Source organism: Bowmanella denitrificans, from assembly GCF_039522935.1.
Classification (GTDB): domain Bacteria; phylum Pseudomonadota; class Gammaproteobacteria; order Enterobacterales; family Alteromonadaceae; genus Bowmanella; species Bowmanella denitrificans.
Genome location: NZ_BAAAEI010000001.1, coordinates 295,932 through 316,754 on the forward strand (window position 1 = coordinate 295,932; position 20,823 = coordinate 316,754).

At 54.3% G+C, this 20,823-nt stretch carries 15 protein-coding genes; 10 read left to right on the forward strand and 5 right to left on the reverse strand.

Translation table 11 applies throughout. The features are described 5' to 3' along the window. Nucleotides 1-158: 158 nt before the first annotated feature. Both ABD028_RS01100 and ABD028_RS01105 read left to right on the forward strand, forming a co-directional pair. Nucleotides 159-533 (forward strand): helix-turn-helix transcriptional regulator, encoded by a 375-nt coding sequence (locus tag ABD028_RS01100; RefSeq protein WP_343840699.1) that lies wholly within the window; start codon nucleotides 159-161, stop codon nucleotides 531-533. Nucleotides 534-592: 59 nt separating this feature from the next. Next, complete coding sequence (locus tag ABD028_RS01105; protein ID WP_343840702.1) at nucleotides 593-952, forward strand: VOC family protein; 360 nt, start codon at nucleotides 593-595, stop codon at nucleotides 950-952. 27 nt (nucleotides 953-979) lie between these two features. Here the strand turns inward: ABD028_RS01105 and ABD028_RS01110 are convergent, their stop codons facing one another. Then, nucleotides 980-3,430: a helix-turn-helix domain-containing protein gene (locus ABD028_RS01110; RefSeq protein WP_343840704.1), complete on the reverse strand. Its 2,451-nt coding sequence runs from the start codon at nucleotides 3,428-3,430 to the stop codon at nucleotides 980-982. Nucleotides 3,431-3,647: 217 nt separating this feature from the next. Here ABD028_RS01110 and katG point away from each other — a divergent pair, with 217 nt between their 5' ends. Further along, nucleotides 3,648-5,873 carry a catalase/peroxidase HPI gene (katG, locus tag ABD028_RS01115; RefSeq protein ID WP_343840706.1) on the forward strand — a complete coding sequence of 742 codons (2,226 nt, stop codon included), beginning with the start codon at nucleotides 3,648-3,650 and terminating at the stop codon, nucleotides 5,871-5,873. A gap of 65 nt (nucleotides 5,874-5,938) precedes the next feature. Here katG and cueR read toward each other — a convergent pair whose 3' ends face one another. Beyond that, nucleotides 5,939-6,346 (reverse strand): Cu(I)-responsive transcriptional regulator, encoded by a 408-nt coding sequence (gene cueR, locus ABD028_RS01120; protein ID WP_102796521.1) that lies wholly within the window; start codon nucleotides 6,344-6,346, stop codon nucleotides 5,939-5,941. Beyond that, nucleotides 6,339-8,711, reverse strand: a complete 2,373-nt coding sequence (locus tag ABD028_RS01125; RefSeq protein WP_343840711.1) for a heavy metal translocating P-type ATPase — start codon at nucleotides 8,709-8,711, stop codon at nucleotides 6,339-6,341. Before ABD028_RS01125 ends, cueR begins: the two co-directional genes overlap by 8 nt. Before the next feature lie 238 nt (nucleotides 8,712-8,949). Between ABD028_RS01125 and ABD028_RS01130 the strand changes: the two genes are divergently transcribed. The 6 genes from ABD028_RS01130 to ABD028_RS01155 all read left to right on the forward strand — a co-directional run bounded on the left by ABD028_RS01130 (nucleotide 8,950) and on the right by ABD028_RS01155 (nucleotide 17,073). Further along, on the forward strand, nucleotides 8,950-10,101 hold the full coding sequence (locus ABD028_RS01130; RefSeq protein ID WP_343840714.1) for a TonB-dependent receptor plug domain-containing protein: 1,152 nt from the start codon (nucleotides 8,950-8,952) through the stop codon (nucleotides 10,099-10,101). Next, the gene (locus ABD028_RS01135; protein WP_343840717.1) at nucleotides 10,013-11,491 is read left to right on the forward strand and encodes a TonB-dependent receptor domain-containing protein; all 1,479 of its coding nucleotides are present in this window, start codon (nucleotides 10,013-10,015) and stop codon (nucleotides 11,489-11,491) included. The genes ABD028_RS01130 and ABD028_RS01135 overlap by 89 nt, the downstream gene beginning before the upstream one ends. Before the next feature lie 165 nt (nucleotides 11,492-11,656). Further along, nucleotides 11,657-14,074 carry a TonB-dependent receptor plug domain-containing protein gene (locus ABD028_RS01140; protein ID WP_343840720.1) on the forward strand — a complete coding sequence of 806 codons (2,418 nt, stop codon included), beginning with the start codon at nucleotides 11,657-11,659 and terminating at the stop codon, nucleotides 14,072-14,074. A gap of 126 nt (nucleotides 14,075-14,200) precedes the next feature. Continuing rightward, nucleotides 14,201-15,508 (forward strand): aminotransferase class V-fold PLP-dependent enzyme, encoded by a 1,308-nt coding sequence (locus ABD028_RS01145; RefSeq protein ID WP_343840723.1) that lies wholly within the window; start codon nucleotides 14,201-14,203, stop codon nucleotides 15,506-15,508. Continuing rightward, nucleotides 15,483-16,052 (forward strand): RNA polymerase sigma factor, encoded by a 570-nt coding sequence (locus ABD028_RS01150; protein ID WP_343840725.1) that lies wholly within the window; start codon nucleotides 15,483-15,485, stop codon nucleotides 16,050-16,052. The genes ABD028_RS01145 and ABD028_RS01150 overlap by 26 nt, the downstream gene beginning before the upstream one ends. Beyond that, complete coding sequence (locus ABD028_RS01155; RefSeq protein WP_343840727.1) at nucleotides 16,039-17,073, forward strand: FecR family protein; 1,035 nt, start codon at nucleotides 16,039-16,041, stop codon at nucleotides 17,071-17,073. The genes ABD028_RS01150 and ABD028_RS01155 overlap by 14 nt, the downstream gene beginning before the upstream one ends. Nucleotides 17,074-17,610: 537 nt before the next feature. Here ABD028_RS01155 and ABD028_RS01160 read toward each other — a convergent pair. Both ABD028_RS01160 and ABD028_RS01165 read right to left on the reverse strand, forming a co-directional pair. Next, the gene (locus ABD028_RS01160) at nucleotides 17,611-17,994 is read right to left on the reverse strand and encodes a helix-turn-helix domain-containing protein (protein ID WP_343840729.1); all 384 of its coding nucleotides are present in this window, start codon (nucleotides 17,992-17,994) and stop codon (nucleotides 17,611-17,613) included. 90 nt (nucleotides 17,995-18,084) lie between these two features. Continuing rightward, nucleotides 18,085-19,239, reverse strand: coding sequence for a P1 family peptidase (locus tag ABD028_RS01165; RefSeq protein WP_343840732.1), 1,155 nt, complete (start codon nucleotides 19,237-19,239; stop codon nucleotides 18,085-18,087). An 887-nt stretch (nucleotides 19,240-20,126) separates the two neighbouring features. Between ABD028_RS01165 and ABD028_RS01170 the strand changes: the two genes are divergently transcribed. After that, nucleotides 20,127-20,420: a hypothetical protein gene (locus ABD028_RS01170; RefSeq protein WP_343840735.1), complete on the forward strand. Its 294-nt coding sequence runs from the start codon at nucleotides 20,127-20,129 to the stop codon at nucleotides 20,418-20,420. Nucleotides 20,421-20,823 lie beyond the last annotated feature (403 nt).

A 20,823-nucleotide genomic window follows, 5' to 3' on the forward strand; every position in this document is an offset into this window, starting at 1 on the left:
CTGAGCTGCCAACGCCTTATTGCCTGTGACTATACAAATTGAAATAACCTGCGCCGCTCATAAGCCTATATATTAAGACGGCAATATCATTGCGGTGGACTGAAACCTTGGGCAACAAAGCTTATTTTTATCGTAAAATGCTGTGGGCAAAACAATATATGGACCAGCATTTCGCCGAAGAGCTGGACATAGCACAGGTAGCCAATCAGGCCTGCTTCAGTAAATTCGACTTTATCCGCCAGTTCAAAAAAACCTATCACAGAACACCTTATCAATACCTGAAATTTATCCGGCTACACCGGGCCGCCATACTGCTTAGAAGCGGACAATATTCCGTGCAGGAGGTGTGCTTTCAGGTAGGTTACACCAGCCTTTCCTCATTCAGCGGCTTATTTAAATCCGCTTATGATCAGTCACCCAATAAGTATCTGCAGGCCCACAAAGCAAGAGCCAGACAGCAGGCTATAGGGCCTTCTTGCGTTATCCCGGCTTGTTTTGCCACTTTGCAGAGTTGCATAAAACAGCAATTCTGAAGAAAAAACCTCCGGGTATTTTTCCTATGATAGGGGTTCAGGCAAACCAGGAGCAACGCATGAAACCCCAATTTACACCCGGCAATAACATGGCCATGAAAATACCCAGCCATGAATATCAGGCTACGCTGGCTTTCTATCGTGAGGTGCTGGCCTTAACTGAAATAACCAGCCCGGAGCCCGGCTCAACGCCCAGGTTTGCGTTTGGCGATAAAACCTTATGGCTGGACAACGTCGCGACCTTAAGTCAGGCGGAAATCTGGCTGGAAATTGTCACCGATAATCCGCAGGCGGCGGCGGAGTATTTCAACAAAGCAGGAATTCAGCGCTGCGATGATATCGAGCCGTTACCGGCAGACTTTAAGGGCTTTTGGATCACCAGTCCCAGTAACATCATCCATCTGCTTTCCAGCCAATAGCGATATGACAGTAGGGCGGGACTGGCCCTATTGTCCCGCCAGGGCCAGTCGAATGTCTTCCCAGCTCACCTCATCCCCCAGTGCCGTTTTGACGGCTTTCAGGCTGTTGTCCTGCTGAGCAGCGGCGGCTTGACGAATGGCCTCAATACGTTCTGCTGGCAGTAACTCCTGCACCTCAATCTCACCGGACTGAATAAAGTGGCATAAGTGATTGGCCACCGTTCCAGGCACCAGGCCGCGCTGCTCGGCAATCTGTGCCAGGTTTAAGCCCTGGCGGTAAAGATCCAGGGTGATATCGCGAGTGCTGCGCTTTTCGGTGACATCTTCTGTGCTGTTTTCCTGGCCGGATGATATAGCGGCTGCGCTGTCGACGCTGGATAAGGGTGCAGGATCGGTCTCCAGCCCCTGCTCAGCGCAGTATTCGGTCACCAGCTTAAGTAAATCCTCGCCATATTTTTCCACCGTGCTGGGGCCGACTTTATGCACTTTTAATAACGTCTGGCGACTGCCCGGCAAATGCTTGGCAATTTGCAACAGGACTTGCTGATGAGCAATGCGGTAAGCGGGTACCTGCTGGTGTTCGGCCTGCCCACTGCGCCAGTCCCGTAAGCGCTGAAACAGCGCCGGGTGCGCCAGGTCATCGATGCTCAGTTCTTCTGCCGGGGGGCTTTTCACTGCAGCGCTTTTACTTTCCTGAATCCCCGCTTTGGCCAGGGCTTGTAACCAGATGGCCAGATTGAACCCGGCTGCGCTGCAAGCCACAATGGCCTGCTTCTCGGCCAAAACCCTATCCAGTCGTTCCAGGGCCTTTTTAATCTGCTTGTTAAGCTGTTTGTTGTCGGTGGCATAGTGAAATGCAGCTCGCCAAGTTATCAGTTCAGTCAGGGCCTGACTGAAATAGCCGCTGGCTTTGCTGACCCGCTCCTGTACCGAACGATCCTGCTCAGGCAGCGATGCACTAGCAAACAGGCTGTGTAACTGGCGCTGGAACTTCGTTGCCACTGCGACCACGTTATTCTGGATGGCCTGCTTTAATTCAGGCAAAGCTGCACTGTTATGGCTTTGCACCCTGTCCCCGCCATCCGCCAATTCCCTTTCCAGCCGGTTTAGCGCAAACCCCAACCCACTAAAATCAAAACTTTCCAGCAACAGTCCTTGCTGATACTCACCTTTGGCCTGCTCCAGCATGGCTGCATCCGGCGCCGGACAATGCTGGCTGAAATGTATAATCAGCTCGTCACAACGCACGGCCTGGGGACGCAGTGGGCTTTGCAACACCAGTCCATCCAATTGGCGACAACGACTTAGCGCCACATAAATCTGCCCGTGGGAAAAGGCTGCCTGACCGTCGATTATGGCCTTGTCGAAGGTCAGCCCCTGGCTCTTATGAATGGTAATTGCCCAGGCCAGGCGCAGCGGTATCTGACTGAAACTGCCGATGACGTCCTCGCTAATCTGCTGTTCACCGTCCAATCCATATTTGATGTTTTCCCAGGTGGCCGCTTCTACCTCAATGGGTTCAGGCTCGTCCGCACATTGCACCCAGACCTTGTCGGCCTGTACACGGCTGACCACCCCGCGTTTGCCGTTAAAATAGCGCCGCAGCTCACCCTGGTCATTGCGGATAAACATCACCTGAGCGCCAACTTTCAGTGCCAGTTGCGCGGCGGCCGGATAGCTTTGCTCAGGGTAATCACCGTTAACCCGCGCCTCGAAATATTGAAGTTCGCCAGGCAGCGCCGCCAGTTTGCTGTTATTCAGCTTGTCCGCGCTGTGGTTATGGGTACTCAGCACAATATAATCGTCATCATGAAAATCCGGCTGATAGCGCCGGTTCAAGGCGTCAAGCGCCTGGTCATCCAACTGGTTATTGCGCACCTGATTCAGCAGACTGATAAAGGCCGGGTCGGACTGACGGTAGACCTGCTGCAGCTCAACCTGCACCCACTGGCTTTGCGCCAGGGCCTGGCTGGCAAAAAAGTAAGGGTTGGCATAATGCTGTTGCAGCAGTTGCCAGTCGCTATCTTTCACCACCGGCGGCAACTGGTATAAATCGCCAATCAGCAGCAACTGCACGCCACCAAAGGGCTTGTTGCGGTCGCGAAAACGCCTTAGCACCGCATCCACGGCGTCCAGCATATCGGCCCGCACCATACTGATCTCGTCAATCACCAACAAGTGCAGGCTGCGGATAATATTGATCTTTTCTTTGCTGAAACGGTTATGTTCAGCCTGTCTGGTACCAGGTATATAGGGCCCGAAGGGGAGCTGGAAAAACGAATGCAGTGTTACGCCGCCGGCATTAATGGCTGCCACACCGGTTGGCGCGGTGACCATCATGCGTTTAGGACTATGCGCCTTCAGGTCACGCAGGAAGGTGGTTTTGCCGGTACCAGCCTTACCGGTCAGAAACACATGTACGCCGGTTTGTTCCACCAGCGTTCTGGCTGTGTGCAATTGGGGATTGGGGTTGGTCATATTATCCCTGCCTGGATTCTGAAGTGCCATCCTATCATTAATTTAGAACAGCCTGGGCCAAGGTCCAGTCGAGAGTACCTATTGCTCTTTAATATATTTGATTCAGCCAACCTATTGCATCAATCAGTTTTCTTCATAACCAACCATCTGGTGTACCGATAAAAGCCACCTATAGTTACCCAGGGCAAAAACAACCTGATAACAAAAGGACACTATTATGCTGAGCAAACCCCTTCCCCTGTTCTCCGCCGCAGCTCTGGCCGTCACCCTGGCACTGTCTGCCGGTCAGGTGGCCGCGGATCCCATGGCTAAATCCAACCAGTTCTGGTGGCCAGAAAAACTCGACCTGGCGCCGCTGCGCCAGCACGCAGCAAAGTCTGATCCCCTCGGTGATAATTTTGATTATGCCGCAGCTTTTAAGCAGTTGGATTTGCAAGCGCTGAAAGCGGAAATTCAAGCCTTAATGACTCAGTCTCAGGATTGGTGGCCGGCGGATTATGGCCATTATGGTCCGTTTTTTATTCGCATGGCCTGGCATAGCGCCGGCACCTACCGAGTCGCAGATGGACGTGGCGGCGCAGGCGGCGGTCAGCAACGCTTTGAGCCGTTAAATTCCTGGCCGGACAATGTCAGTCTGGACAAGGCCCGACGCCTGCTGTGGCCAATAAAGCAAAAATACGGCCGCAGTATCTCCTGGGCCGACCTGATGGTGCTGACCGGCAACGTGGCGCTGGAGTCCATGGGCTTTAAAACCTTCGGTTTTGCCGGAGGCCGTGAAGACGACTGGGAAGCGGATATTGTTTACTGGGGTCCCGAGCAGAAATGGCTGGACGATAAGCGCTACCATGGCGATCGCAAGTTAGAAAAGCCGCTGGCAGCGGTGCAGATGGGCCTGATTTATGTCAATCCGGAAGGGCCTAATGGCAACCCCGACCCACTGCTGGCCGCCAAGGACATTCGCGAAACCTTTGGCCGCATGGCCATGAATGATGAAGAAACCGTGGCCCTGATAGCCGGAGGGCATACCTTTGGTAAAGCCCACGGTGCGCATAAACCGGAGGAATGCCTGGACGCGGAACCAGCCGCCGCAGGGTTAGAGCAACAGGGTTTTGGCTGGAAAAATAAATGCGGTAAAGGCAATGCCGAGGATACCATCACCAGTGGTTTGGAAGGTGCCTGGTCAGCCAACCCCATTGCCTGGACCAGCCAGTATCTGGACAACCTGTTTGGCTTCGAATGGGTTAAAAGCAAAAGTCCGGCCGGTGCCACTCAGTGGGTGCCTAAGGATGGTCAGGGACAAGGCTTGGTGCCCGATGCCCATGATAAATCCAAACGCCATGCACCTATTATGTTTACCACCGATCTGGCCCTGAAATTTGACCCGGCGTACCGCAAAATTGCCGAACGTTTCCATAAAAACCCTGCCGAGTATCAACTGGCATTTTCCAAAGCCTGGTTCAAACTGACACACCGGGATATGGGCCCCAAGGTCCGTTATCTGGGCAATGAAGTCCCGGCTGAAGCCCTGATCTGGCAGGATCCTTTGCCCACAGCGGACTATCCCATGATCGACGACGGTGATGTGGCCAGCCTCAAAGCCGAGATCCTGAAATCCAAACTGAGCACAGCGGACTTGGTTCGCACCGCCTGGGCTGCAGCAGCGTCATTCCGGGCCACTGATTTACGCGGCGGAGCCAACGGTGCCAGATTGCGCCTGGCCCCACAAAAAGATTGGGCGGTTAACGACCCTAAATCTCTGGCCAAAGTCCTTAAACGCCTGGAAGAGATACAAAAAGACTTTAATCGCAAACATAAGGGCGGCAAGCAGGTCTCTCTGGCCGATCTGATTGTGCTGGGCGGCGCAGCCGCTATCGAACAGGCGGCTAAACAAGGCGGACACAGCGTAACAGTGCCGTTTAAACCCGGTCGCGTGGATGCCAGCCAGGCACAAACCGATGCCGACTCCTTTGCGGTGCTGGAGCCTAAAGCCGACGCCTTCAGAAATTACTACAGCGCAGACAATCGTCTGCCGCCTACCGAAAGCCTGGTGGACAGAGCCAGTCTGCTCAATCTGAGCGTACCGGAAATGACTGTGTTACTGGGTGGCATGCGGGTATTAGGGGCCAACAGTGGCAACAGTCAGCACGGCGTGCTGACCGACAAGCCCGGGGTCTTAAGTAATGACTTTTTTGTCAACCTGCTGGACATGTCCACCCAATGGGCCAAGTCAGACAAAATGGAAGGCTTATACGAAGGATCAGACCGTAAAACCGGCAAAGCCCGTTGGACCGCCACCCCGGTTGATTTGATTTTCGGCTCCCACTCCGAGTTAAGAGCGGTGGCCGAAGTCTATGCCAGCGACGATGCCAAGCAGAAGTTTGTGCAGGACTTTGTCGATGCCTGGGCAAAAGTCATGACGGCGGATCGTTTTGATCTAATGTAGTATTCAGCAAGCGGCGCGATTGCGCCGCTTGTTATCTGTTGGAATGCCGATATACCAGGCGATGGTCAGGTCTCCGGCCCAGCCAAAGAGTCCAGAATCGCGCAGTCCGGGTGACTGTCACCGCAGCACTGACTGGCCAGCTTCTGAAGCACCCCATGGATCTGCTGTAACTCAGCGATTTTCTGGGCCACATCCTGTAGATGTTGTTCAGCAATCTGCTTCACTTCCCGGCTTTCTCTGCCAGGGTCGCGCCACAGATTCAGCAACGAGTGGATCTCTTCCAGCGAAAAGCCCAGTTGGCGGCCACGGCGGATAAAATGTAACTGGCGTAACTGCTGGGCATTATACAAACGGTAACCGGATTCGGTACGCGGGGTTTTCTCCAATAATCCGGATTGTTCATAATGGCGGATCATTTTAGCCGACAGGCCACTGGCCTTCGCCGCCTCACCAATGGTCAGTAACTTAGTCATGCTTTTTTGCCCTCCAACGCTGTAACAACAGGGCGTTGCTGACCACCAACAGACTGCTGCTGGCCATCGCCGCACCGGCAATAATCGGATTAAGATACCCCAGCGCCGCAGCTGGTATACCAATCACATTGAAAATAAACGCCCAGAAAAGATTCTGGCGGATCTTCTGATAGGTCTTACGCGCCAGCACCAGTGCAGTTGCCACCAGATTTGGCTCACCGCGCATTAAGGTCATGGCCGATGCGCTCACCGCCACTTCGGTGCCGGTGGCCATGGCCATGCCCAGATCGGCCTGAGCCAGGGCCGGTGCATCGTTGATACCGTCGCCCACCATGGCCACCTTAAAGCCTTGCTGCTGATAGCGTTTTACCCTGGCCGCTTTGTCCGCAGGTAACACTTCCGCTTCAACAGTATCCAGGCCTAGTTCAGCGGCCACCTGCTCGGCGCTGGCTTTACTGTCGCCGGTTAACATGGCTACTTTTATGCCCTGGCGCTGCAAACGCTGCACCGCACTTTTGCTGCTGGCTTTGATAGTGTCGGAAAAACACAGCAGCCCCATCAGCTTAGCGCCACCATCGTTAAGTACCGCCAGCCAGGAAATAGACGCCCCGGCCACACTGACCTTGTCCATAGGCAGCTCCAGTTTGTGCTCACGCATCCAGTGAGTGCTACCCAGCAGCCAGGTCTGCCCTTGCATCTCGCCACTCACACCTTTACCTGCCACCACCTTAAAGTTATCCACCGCCAGCGCGCTAATATCTTGCTGCTCGGCTTTTTGTACCACGGCTTTAGCCAGTGGATGCTCACTGTTTTGCTGCAGCGAATACGCCAGTTGCAATAAATCCTGCTGACTATCGGTTAACGCCGTTAACTGACTGAGCTGCGGCTTACCTTCGGTGAGTGTGCCGGTTTTATCAAACACCACTAAATCAATGCCCTGAGCCTGTTCCAGGGCGCGCGCATCCTTAACCAGAATCCCCTGTTTGGCGGCCGTGCCGGTGCCGGCCATAATCGCCGCCGGGGTTGCCAAGCCAAGGGCACAAGGGCAAGCAATCACCAATACTGCCACGGCGTTTAATATTCCCACCGTCCAGTCGCCGGTTGCCAGGCCCCAGCCTGACAGCGCCACCAGCGCCACCAACAGCACCACGGGCACAAACACCGCACTGATGCGATCCACCAAGGCTTGTACCGGCGCCTTGGCACCCTGAGCCTGTTCGACCAGACGGATAATTTTGGCTAGGGTGGACTCGGCGCCGACTTTGGTGGCCACCAGCTCCAGCACCCCATCCAGATTGACAGAGCCGCCAATGGCGTTATCGCCAACTTTCTTATGCAGCGGCAGGCTCTCGCCACTGATCATGGACTCATCTACCTGACTGTCACCGGACTGAATTTCGCCATCCACCGGAATGCGCTCGCCGGGCAACACCTTGACCTTGTCACCGCTTTTCAGGCTGGCGGCAGGCACGGATTGCCAGCTACCGTCCCGCCATAATCGGGCTTCAATGGGCTGCAGATTTTCCAGCGCCTTTAGTGCGTCTGTAGTGCGCCGTTTGGCTCGGCGCTCCAGATATTTACCCAGCAGCACCAGGGTTAATACTGCCGCACTGCTTTCAAAATACAGATGTGGCATGCCCTGGCCCTCGAACACCGCCCACAAATACAACGACAGACCATAGGCCGCCGAAGTACCAATGGCCACCAGCAGGTCCATATTGCCGCTACCGGCTTTTATGGCCCGCCAGCCCGCAGAATAAAAACGCGCGCCGAAGTAAAACTGCACCGGTGTGGCCAGCAACCATTGCCACAAAGGCGGTAGCATCCAGTCGCTGCCAAACAGCATACCGATCATGGGTAGCACCAGCGGCAGAGTGAATAAGCTTGCCCCTGTCACTGGCCAGCTGTCGCGCTGGAAAAAACCTGATTCACTGGTTGTTTTCTCGCTAGCGGCTTTATCCGCATCCAACAGTTGGTAACCAGCCTGCTCAACAGCGGCAAACAGCAGCGAGACATCCAGTCCCGCCAGATGCTCGATGCTGACCTGCTCGCTGGCCAGATTAACCGAGGCCTGAATAACCCCGGGGACCGTGTTTAGCGCCTTTTCCACTGTACCGGCACAGGACGCGCAGCTCATCCCACCCACCCCGTACTGGCGGGTCTGGGTGGGCACCTTGTAACCGGCAGAATCGATGGCGGCAATTAACGATGCCGCATCAGCCTCGCCCTGCACTGTGGCGGTTTCAGCGGCCAGATTAACCTGCGCCTGGCTGACCCCTTCCACTTGCATCAGGGCTTTTTCGATGCGCCCCACGCAGGAGGCGCAGCCCATACCACTAATAGGTAACTGCATGCTATTTGCCATGTTTATCTCCAAAACCAGCTTAGATAGCATAAGGCTAAAGTTTAACCTTATGGGAAGGTCAAGGTTGTATTTTCATCTTCCTTAAAAAAAACATCCCATCGACTGTAAACAATCTGTCATGCTGCTGTCGCACCATAGCGCCTTGCCTTTTTCAGGCCAGTGTAAGCTGGTCGCAACCGCAGGGCCTTTGATAATCGTGTTGAGTCGGCGATGGCAGCTTTGGCTGTGCAGTCTGTGTTTGGTTACCCGAAGTATTTATGCTGCACCATCGCCTGCAGCTGAAACGCCAGCCATGCAGGTCGCGTTAGCGGCCGGTTCTTTTGAGCAGGCGATCAGCCAGATCAGTGCACTATTCAATGCCAATATTCTCTACCCGGCCGGGCTGCTTTCGCAGCAGCAAACCCCAGCGATCAACGGGCAGTACAACTTTAGACAGGCACTGGCGCTATTACTGAGCGAACAGCCGGTGCAGGTGCAATGGCTTAACGCACAAAGCGTGATCCTTACCGCCACAACACAGGACAAACAACCGCGCTCTGACGTCAGCCCGCAGCAAAGCGCCCAGGCCATGGATGAAATTATCGTCACTGGCACCCGGGTTGCTGCCCGTACCCGTTACGACTCCATGTCGGCCATCGATATTCTGACCACGCCGGATGGCACCGGCTCACAAGACTTGCTCAATACCCTGGCCTTTTACCTGCCCAGCTTTACCGCCTTTCGCCTGCCACTCAATGACGGACGGATCTTTAACCGCTCCTTTGGCTTACGCGGGCTGAATTCAGACCACACCCTGATCCTGGTCAACGGTAAACGCCGCCACCGCTCGGCCTTTGTGGAAACCGAGGACGGCCACCCCATCGACCTGTCAAAAATCCCCAGCAACGCCATTAAACGAATTGAGGTTATGCGCGACGGTGCCTCCGCCCAGTACGGCTCTGATGCCCTGGCCGGGGTAATCAATGTGATCCTGGAAGACGGCGAGCAAAGCGCTGGTTTTGCTCAGTACGGCCAGTATTTTCAGGGGGATGGCGTCAACTGGCGCGGTGGTATGCGTTTAGGCTGGCAAGACACCAACGAGGATTTCTCGATGTTGAGCCTGTCCGGTTATCGCAATGCACCGACTTCCAGAGGCACACAGCCACAAGATGCCAGAATATTTGCCCAGCAGCATCCCGAGCTAAAAGTCCCGGACCCGGTACAACGCTGGGGACTGCCAGAGCAGGAAGGGCTGCAGCTGGCGCAACCCGGATACCAATCTGGTCTATCAACCCAGCAGCCTGTATCCGGATTTCAACCTGTTGGATATTTATCCGGTCGGCTTTACCCCCAGATTTGGTCAGCGAGAGTCGGATGTGTCGGTGCATACTGGTATCAGCACCCTGGCTGAAGCGCGCCCGCAGGCCGAACTCAGCCTGGGCTTTGGGCAAAACCGGATCCGCTACTTTTTAACTAACAGCATCAATGCCTCGTTGGGCCCACATAGCCCCACGGCTTTTCATCCGGGCGAGTTAACCCAGCAGGAAGTGACCCTGGACGCCAGCATCAACCAGCAAACCAACTGGTCGGCACAACAGCTCCCGATTAACCTGGCCACCGGCCTGCAATTGCGCCGCGAGCGTTACCGGGTGCAGGCCGGCGATCCTGCGTCCTATGCGGTTGGCCCCGCGGCAATTGAAGGTCTGCCGTCCGGTGCCAACGGCTTTCCCGGCTATTCGCCACTGCAAGCGGGTCACTTCACCCAACAGGGGTTATCGGCCTATGCCGATATGGATATCACCTTAAGCACGCCGCTACGTCTGAATCTTGCCGCCCGTTATGAAAGCTACTCCCTGTTTTCGTCTATGCTGCGCGGCAAACTGGCTCTGTGGTACGAACTTGCTCCTGGCATCATGCTGCGTACCACCCTGTCTAATGGTTTTCGCGCGCCCACCGCCGGCCAGGTATTCAGTGAACGCACCTCGCAATCCCTGAACAGCAGCTTTGATGCCATCACCACCAGCGGCCGCTTTTCGCCCAATGCAGAGGTAGCGGCGGTATTATCCGAGCGCCCCGACGTGACTATTCGCCCGTTGCGGGCCGAAAAGTCGGTGAATATCAGTGCAGGTGTAGGCTTCAGCCTGCCCGGGGAGTTTGATTTAACCCTGGATTTGTATCGTATTGATCTGAGCGACAGATTTGGCCTGTCTCCCACTTACAGTCTGACCAGCGACGAGCAGCAACGTCTGGCGGCGTTTAGCCCCTATCAGAATTATCAGGTCGCCAATGTACGCTTTTTCCAGAATATCTTTAATACCCGCACCAGCGGCCTGGATCTGGTGTTGACCCGCAGCAGCCTGCTTGGCAGCGGCCAGTTGTTTTTTTCGGCAGCCTATAACTACAACCGTACCCAGGTAACAGGCGGCGAGCTGATGGATAATCTAATCCGTCGCACCCAACAGGAACAAGGCGTGCCCCAGCACCGCGCCAGCCTGTCGGCCAGCTATCTGAGCGGCCCCTGGGAATGGCGGGCCGGTTGGCGCTATATCGGTAACTGGCAGGATCAGGCCATCAGCGATTCGGAGCAGTTCCAGCAGTTTTCGCCCTTGCAGCGGTTTGATCTGTCGCTGACCTATGCAGTCGATGCAGCACTGAGCGTGAAATTCGGCATTGAAAATCTGTTTGACACTTACCCCGACGAAGCCAGCCTGCAATCCAACCGCGGACTGCGTTATTCACGTAATTCACCCTACGACACCGATGGCGGCCAGTGGTATCTGCGCACCAATTTTGCTTTTTAAGCAACATGTTAGCGGGAGGAAAAGGTGCTGTTTATATGAAACTTTTATGAACATTGCCCGCCCACCAACAGATCCATCACGCCGCTGCGTCTTTACCCAGGAAGCCCTTGCATAAGGCAATGGGCGGCAACGCAATAAACTGTGCCACACACACTGGGAAACACCATGAAACACCTGAATAAAACCGCCACTTATGGCTGCCTTGTCCTGGCATCCAGCTCCACCCTGGCTCTGTCTGCCCACGCGCAAGACGTGGCAGGTGCAAGCCCCGGTAATCTGGAAAGCATTATTGTGACCGGCACCCGTCAGGCCAACCGCACCGTGTTTGACTCCATGGCGCCGATTGATTTAATCGACGCCTCCGCCATCGACAGCACCACCTCAGAAGATTTGCTCGACAGCGTGGCGCAAATCGTGCCGTCTTTTAAGGTTCAGCGTTTACCTATGGCCGACGGTCAGGTGTTTGTGCGCCCGGCATCCTTACGTGGCTTATCTGCCGACCATACGCTGGTGCTGGTTAACGGCAAACGTCTGCACCGCGCTGCACTGCTGGGCAGCAATGGCGCCCAGTCTGCCGACCTGGCGTCTATTCCCTCCTACGCCATTAAGCGTATTGAAGTGCTGCGCGACGGCGCTTCGGCCCAATACGGCTCAGACGCCATTGCCGGGGTGATCAACATTATTCTTGATGACAAGGCCGGTTATCAGGCCTTCAGCCAGTTTTCCCAATATTTTGAAGGGGACGGCACCGCTTACCGCGCTGGGGTACAGGGTGGATGGGATCTGAATAACCGTGGCTACCTGGCAACCACCTTTGAATATTATGATGCCGAACGTACCGCTCGCTCCCGTCAGCGCCCCGATGCCGAAGAATATCAGGCCGCCCACCCGGAAGTAACCTTGCGCAATCCGGTGCAGGACTGGGGACAGCCTGATCGCGACGCACTGCGTTTTGCCCTGAATTCTCAATACAGCCTGACCGACAACACCGACGCCTACCTGTTTGGTACCTACAACGAAGGCAGCGGCATGAGCGACTTTAACTGGCGTAATCCGGATTCGGCGGTATTCAATCCAAGCGAAACCTACCCGAATTTTGACCTGAAAGACCTGTATCCAGCCGGTTTTGCCCCACATTTTGGCCAGGATGACCGTGACTTTTCCTTGTATGTGGGGGTAAAGGGCATTGTTGGCCAGTTGAGCTGGGATGCCTCCGTCAGCCAGGGCAACAATAAAATCGACTATCAGTTGAACAATACCATCAACGCCTCACTCGGTTCTGACAGCCCCACGGATTTTTATGCCGGTAGCCTGGAGCAGGACGAGTTTACCGCCAATCTGGATGCCAGCTATCTGTTGTCAAACGACTGGTTTGCCGATGACCTGAATATTGCCTTTGGTGCCGAGTACCGCGAGGAAACCTACAAGGTATCGCCGGGTGACGAAGCCTCTTATCTGGTTGGCCCGGCCGCTAAGGAAGGCTTACCGTCCGGCTCCAACGGCTTCTTCGGTTTCAGCCCGGATCAGTCTGGTGAGTTTGATCAGGACAGCGTGGCCTTGTATGTGGATATGGAAACCATGCTAAGCAGTGCCTGGACTATTGGTCTGGCGGCCCGTTACGAAGATTTCTCCGAATTCGGCGATACCCAGAACGGTAAAATTTCCACCCGCTATGCCTTATCAGACCATGCCGCATTGCGTGCTACCTACTCAACAGGGTTTCGTGCCCCTACCCCAGGCCAGCTTTACAGTGAGCGGGTGTCTCAGGGTTTAGATACCAACACTCTGGAGGTGTTTACCCGTGGACGTTACAGCCCGCAAGGTGAAATCGCACAGATTATTAATGCGCGCAGCGATGCCAATATCGCTTCACTGACACCGGAAGAGTCCAACAACCTGTCATTGGGCTTTACCTATCAGGATGCCAGCGGCCTGAACGCCAGTGTCGACTTCTACCGTATCAGCATCTCTGATCGTTTCGGCACCTCTACTACCTTCAACCTGACGGCGGATGAGCGCGCCAAGCTTATCGCCCTGGGTGTTACAGGTGCCGAGAGCATCACCAGCGTGAACTTCTTCCAGAATGACTACGACACCAAAACCACCGGTGTGGACTTGGTACTGAGCCGTAAGTTCGAACTGGGCGAAGGCAACTTGAATCTGGTGGCGGCCTACAACTACAACAAAACCGAAGTGACCGGCGGCGATATCAGCCGCAATGAAAGCCAGCGCATTCTGCTGGAAGAACGCCTGCCCAAACAGGCCGGTAACCTCAGCGCCAGTTATAGCTGGGCAGACATGACCTTCAACGCCAAGCTACGTTACTACGGTAGCTGGAAAGATAGCTCCGGCAACGCCGACGGCGATATTTTCCAGCAGTTCGGCGCCGAGACCTTCTTTGATATCGGTTTGAACTACGATATTACCCCCGCCATTGCCCTGAGCCTGAACGTGGAAAACCTGTTCGACAACTACCCCGAAGAGGCCACCTTTCAGGCCAACCGTGGCTTGATCTACTCGCGTAATGCGCCGTACGACTCCGACGGCGGCAACTATTCACTGCGTGTGGATATGAAGTTCTAACTCCAGGCATGGTCACAAAACTGTGACCTTATCTGGCTACAGTACCCGCCTGTCCGGCCCCTGCGTTGGACAGGCTGATTAGCCCGGCCCTGACCGGGCATTATGTTGTAAGCAAGAGGTATCATCATGAGCAGTTTTACCCGGCGCCAGTTTCTTACCACCAGCCTGGCATCGGCCGCCGCCGGTTCACTTTTGGCCTCGCCGGCCGGCTGGTCAGCGCCACTGCCAACATCCGCGCAATCGCCCCTGGCACAACCCCGGGACGAAGCCTATTGGGCACAGGTTGCCAGCCAGTATGAGGTGCGCCCCGGCATCATCAATGTGGAAAACGGCAACTGGGGCATAATGGCCAAGCCGGTAATGCAGGCCTATTTCAAACATACCGAGCGGGTCAATCGCGACAACTCCTATTTCTCGCGCCGCCAATACTGGCCGCTGCTAAAAGACATAGTTGCCGCGGTGGCCGACCGTTTGGCTGCCAAACCCGAAGAAATCGGCCTAACCCGTGGTGCCACCGAAGCTCTGCAAAATCTGATTGGTGGCTTCAACGGCCTGAGTAAAGGCGATGCCCTGATGTATGCCGACCTGGATTATGGTGCCATGCAGGATGCCATGCGTACTAAGTCCGCCCAATGCGGCGCCGAGGTGATCGAGCTGGCCATTCCCGAACCGGTTGACCATCAGGGGCTGATAGATTTTTACCAGGCGGCTTTTACCCGCCACCCCCACTGCAAACTGCTGCTGCTCACTCATATCAGCCACCGCACCGGGCTGGTGATGCCGGTAAAAGAAATCACCGCCGCCGCACGGCAAAAAGGCATCGCAGTGATTGTGGATGCCGCCCATTCCTGGGGGCAAATGGACGTTGATGTGGCGGATTTGGGCGCTGATTTTATCGGTTTTAACCTGCACAAATGGATGGGCGCACCACTAGGGGTGGGTGTGATGTATATCCGCCAGGGCAAACTCGGGCAGATTGCCGCCAATATGTCGGCCTCGCCGGGTCAGGAGCAGAGTATTTGGGGTAAGTTTCACTCCGGCACCAGTAACTTTGCCGCCTTTCTTAGCGTGCCCGATGCCTTTGCCTTTCATGACCAGATAGGCGCCAGGGCCAAAGCCGCGCGGCTGCAATATTTACGTAATCTGTGGGTTGATGAGGTTCGCCAGCTTGAGGGCATTGACATTCTCACCCCGCAAGACCCGCGCCTGTACGCCGGTATTACCTCGTTTCGTATCAAAGGCCACACCAGCAGCGCACAAAACCGCGCCATTGCCGAGTACCTGCTGGCCGAACATCAGGTATTTTGCGTACACCGCGACGGTATTGATAACGGCAGTTGTGTGCGCATTACCCCGAGCCTGTACAACAGCGCCGCGGATCTGAAACTTACCGCCAAGGCCATTGCCCATGCCGTCAGCCGATTTGCTGCTTAATCAGGCTGCCCTGACCAAGCCAACCCAGTCGGGAGGTAACAAACAGTACCTGGAGCGTCTGTATCAGTGTCATGCCCCGGCGTTGCTGCGTTACGCCTGTAGCAAAGGCGCCTCCCAGCATGATGCCGAGGAACTGGTGCAGGAGCTGTTTATCCGCTTGTCCCACTATGAAAACGCGCAGCAACTGCATAATGAAATGGCTTTTTTACGCACTGTGGTGGTCAATCTGCTGCGCGACCGCCACCGGCGTAACCAGCACGCGCCCCAGTGGGTGGAATATGACGAGTCAAACCATGAACACCACAGCCAGGCACCTGAGCCGGAGGCCCAGCTTAGCCAGCAGCAGGCCGTGGCCCAGGCCGAAGCTGATCTGGCACAACTCCCCGCCCTGACCCGGCGGATATTTTTACTTAACCGAATCCAGAGCCTGTCCTATGAGGACATTGCCACCCAACTGAACATCGGCGTGATGGTGGTCAGACGGCATTTGCGCGACGCTCTGATGTATCTGACCCAGAGGCGTATGCAACGTGAACAGCAGTAACCAAGGCAATAGCCATCAAAACAGGGTTATCGACCCTCAGATCCTGGCCGAGGCCTGCGACTGGCTGCTGGATATTGAAACCAGCCCCGCCATACTGACCTCCGCCAAGTTTGAAGCCTGGTTACGTGCCGATCCCGAGCATGTGCGCGCCTATAACCATGCGGCCAATACCTGGCAGTTGGGCAGTGTGTTAAGCCTTGACGCAAACAGCGTGGGTCAGCCAAGCATGTCGCCGTCGCCCCAGGTGATTCCAATAGCAGAACGTCGCCCGGCCAAAAACCTGAGCAAAGTACTGACCGCCCTGGCCGCCACGGTGTGCCTGATGGTATTCAGCCTGTCGCTACTGCCAACCACGCCAGCATCAAACAACATACTGGCCTACCAAACCCAACAAGGGGAGATTCAACAGCTGCAGCTTAGCGATAGCAGTGCACTCTATCTGGACAGCAGCAGCCGGGTTCGGGTAGAGATGCAGGACAAGCGTCGTGATGTGGAGCTGATCCAGGGCCGGGTATTTAGCCAGGTGGCCCATCAGCCCCGGGAGTTTGTAGTCAGAGTCAACCACAGTACCGAATTTGTGGCACTGGGCACCGCCTACTCGGTGGAAAAACTGGCCAGCGCCTGGACACTGGAAGTCTATCAGGGTGTGGTTGGGGTACGCGGCGGTGCGCTCAGCGGCACCGCGCCGGTGCATGCCGGTTGGGGCCTGAAATATCAGGACAATAAACTCAGCCGCTATCGCCTACTCCCCGCTTTACAAGCTGGTCAGCCGGACTGGAGCAGCCATCGTATTCGGTTTGATGATACCCGGCTGGAACAGGCCATCCGTCAGATTAACCGCTATAGCCCGCAGCCGCTGGTGTTACAGGATAAAGACCTGGCCGGGTTTGCCATTTCCGGGGTGTTTAATCTGCAGGATGTGGAGGACTTTGTGCAGAGTGTGGAAGGCCTGACCCAAACCCGCAGTGTGAAAACCCCTGAAGGGATTTTATTGGGTTTGCCACGGAGGGCTGGTGACTGAGTAAGCCTCTCGGGCCAGTTAAAGCTTGTCTCGGCGTAGATTTATTCGCACTACTGGTAATTAAATAGCTTCACCATGGGGAAGCCTTTCTCGCAGAGCCGCTGAGCACCCAGAGTAATTGAAAGCAGTAAATACCTCAGCGCGCTTTTCTCTGCGCCCCCGCGTCACAGCGAGAGGTATTCCAACATTATTGGCCGAAGGCGGTTCGTGTAGTTCGTGGTGGTTATTTTTATTATCACCAAGGACGATAGAGGTCGCATTTTCAAAATCTATTTAATTCGAAAATCATCATGCAAATTCCCCCAATGGGCCTTCAATTTCTTTTTGTGCGCCTGATTCATTGGAAGGTTTTCAATGGCTTCTCGCCAGAGCGTTTTGGCCTTGTCCATAACGTCATCTAAGTGAGGCTTAATCACTCGCCATGGAATCTCGGCACGCTCAGCACATTTCTACCGCCTTGAAAGCCCGCCAAATAACCAACCAGTCTTCCGTGCAGGCTCAACTTGAGTACTTTTATTTCATCGACTGGAGCTCCGCTCATGATTCATCACCCAGTAAATCCTGCCATGGATCATCTGAAAGACTTTTCTTCGCATCTTCGTTTGAAGTTTTTTTCGCCTGAGACACATGCATCCTGTCTGAATCAGAACTCTCCTGTTCAAGTAATGCCATAACCCCGCCAAGCTTTTCCTTTGGTATAAGCATAAGTTCACTATTCAAGCCCTTCGCAAGCAACTGCAAAGTGTCGAGTCGAGGGTTTCCTTTGGACTCCAGGCGCTGATATTGCTGGCGAGATACCCCTACCCGCAACATCATGTCGCTCTGTTTGAGGCCCAGTGTCAGTCGCCGCTGTTTTATTTGGTCGAGTATCGAATTCCTCACTGTAAACACATATATTGCTTTACCTAACAATAGCAACATATTAGTTGCCTGAAAAACCAAAAGCAACTTATTGGTTGCTTTTGCTTAATTCGCCATATCAACAGCAGGAAAAGCAATACAAATGTTGCTTTAATTGGATGTCGTTAGCAGGGCTTTTAGTTGCTTTAGCGGCAAGGCTTTTACGCAGTTGGCCTTACCTGTGTCACTGCGGGTACCGCAGGTGTCGGCGGCTTTTAGCATAGAGTTATAAATCGCTTCTTCGCTGGCCTCGATAACCGCCTGAAACAGCGGCGACATACTGCCGTTAGGCACAGACTCGGTGCTGGATACCTCACCGCGGCGCTCGGCGGTGCGACGTACCGACGCGGCAGTGGAGAAGCTCAGCACATAATCCCCCGAGCCATTGGTAAAAGACGCCCCGGTGCGGGCTAAGCCTGCCACCGCCCGTTTAGCTAAACGGGTTAGATTGCGATCTGACAAAGGCGCATCGGTCGCCACAATCAGCATAATGGAGCCGTCGGCTACCTCAGAGTCCAGGGCATCTTGCAGATAATACTGGCCAAGCGCTTCACCCACCGGCTGACCGGCAATCTGCAATACCCCGCCGTAGTTAGACTGCACCAACACCCCCACCGTATAACCACCCAGTTTGGCTGGCAGCACACGGGAACTGGTGCCAATACCGCCTTTCCAGCCAAAGGCCACCGTGCCGGTGCCGGCCCCCACCGCCCCTTCGGCCACCGGCCCGTCACTGGCATTTGTGATAGCTTTCAGACCATGTTCGGCTTTAAGGGCACGCTTGCGAATATCATTTAAGCGGCTGTCGTTGGTTTCCCCCACCACCGCATTCACCGACACCACCTGTTCATTGCCGGGTTGCTTTAAGGTCCAGCCAATAATGGCCTCGGCGGCTTGCGGCACCGACAGGGTATTGGTGAGCAGAATCGGGGTCTCAATCTCCCCCAGTTCCTGTATTTGTGAAATGCCGGTGAGCTTGCCATAGCCATTGGCCACATACAGCCCGGCGGGCACTTTGTCCTGATACAGGTTGCCGCCATGGGGTAAAATCGCCGTTACCCCGGTACGCACATCCTGCCCATCCAGCAAAGTCACCTGCCCAACCAGCACCCCTTGCACATCGGTAATGGCATTATGCTGGCCGGTTTTTAGAATGCCGGGCGCTATGCCTAAGTCCCGGCTACGGGGTTTTGCATTATCGGCCAGCGCCTGCGCTGTCACCAGTAAACCACCCACTAATAAAGCCAAAGCCGCTTTGTTCCGCATAAATGCTCCTGTAGTTGTGAATTTACGCTAATGGAGGGAATCATTTGTTGCAAGTCTAAAGGGGTGAAACAACGGAGTCGCCTTCCTAGCTTATATGGCACTCCATCCCTGGAGCGCCAGTCCCATTTACAACAGGCTTCCTGCTGGTCCGAAGGAAAAGCTACAAGGACGTAGCTTTCAAAGCGCGCCCGCGGAATTGTTTATTATGGATTGGGTAACAAACAGGGACTTTTGTAGCCCTGATCTAGCAACTTCCCTGTTTTTTATGACACGCCGTCCGGGCGCGCCAGTCCCTTTTCTTTGCTGCGCGGCAAAGAAACGAGACGCAAAGAAAACGCGCCGCTGGATTCCCAACTACGTCAGTCCAGGGAGCAGTGAAAAGGCGGTCGCAGAAACGACGTTCCCGACGCGTCTTCTACTCAAGTCGTTCCAGACGACTTGTCCCCCTTTTCACTGCTCCCTGAACCGACCGGGAATTTTTAAGCGGGGGTCAAAGCGGCTTGGGCCGCTTAAGGGGTAGCTTCTGATTGATGTTTTGTCGGTTAATGCCTGCTTTATTCCAATAGCGGTCATTGACTGCAATAACGGTCTTGTCACCGCCCAATTCTCTCAACCTGTCTCAACAACTATGCCCCCTTGATCCAGCCATATAACACCCCACAAATAACTGTTCATTTACACAGATTGAAGCAAGGATCCGTATAACAGCAATGGTACGGAACAAGTCCGCTTTTTCCCGGCACCAATTTGGTGCAACCTCCAAACTCATGCTAGGCAAGGGCCACAGAGCATGCTAAAAAATGACCATGCAAAAGTACGGAACTTATCCGTGTTTAAACACGGAACGGTTCCGTCTAATAACATTGTTAGGCATACAGGCGGACCCCATGACATTGAAGTCTAAAAATAGAATGCTGCTATCACTCTTTGTATTGGCGTTCACTTTAATACCAATAGGTTGTGTTTACCTGAGTGAAGCCATTGCGTCTATAGTTGGTTGTTCAGTTGGTGAAGCGAGTACCCAAAGCTGCGAGCTTCTTGGTATCGATATTGGTGGTTTGCTTTATATGCTTTTCGTTTCTGGTTGGCTAGGGATAATAACTATTCCCGTCGGCGGTATTTCAACAATTGTTTTATTTATCATGGCTCTTAGCTCATGGAATGATACGGAAATTATTTAGCATGCCTAACAAACCAAGTCAGCGGGAATTTTACTCGCTGAAAAACACTCATAAAATCCCCTGCTTGGGGCGTTATGTGGCTAAGACCAGCACTACAGCATTGGAAATTTATCGAATATAAGCAAAATATAGAAAAGACCAAAACTCCAAGAAGCACGTCAAGAATTCTATATTCGGCAAGAAAAAAATTGTCGGTAGCGACACAAAGTATCACGCACTCAAGGTGTGTCTGGAGACACTATGATTTTTAGCAGATTAAGAAGTTACCTGAGAGAACGGAAATACGGCGTTCTTTTCTTAGAATTTATTATCTTAGTTGTTGGTGTTTATCTTAGTTTGTAGTGGTCAAGTCATATTGGCCACAGGTTTATAGTTACGCCAGTATCTTCGTTCTGACTCGTTT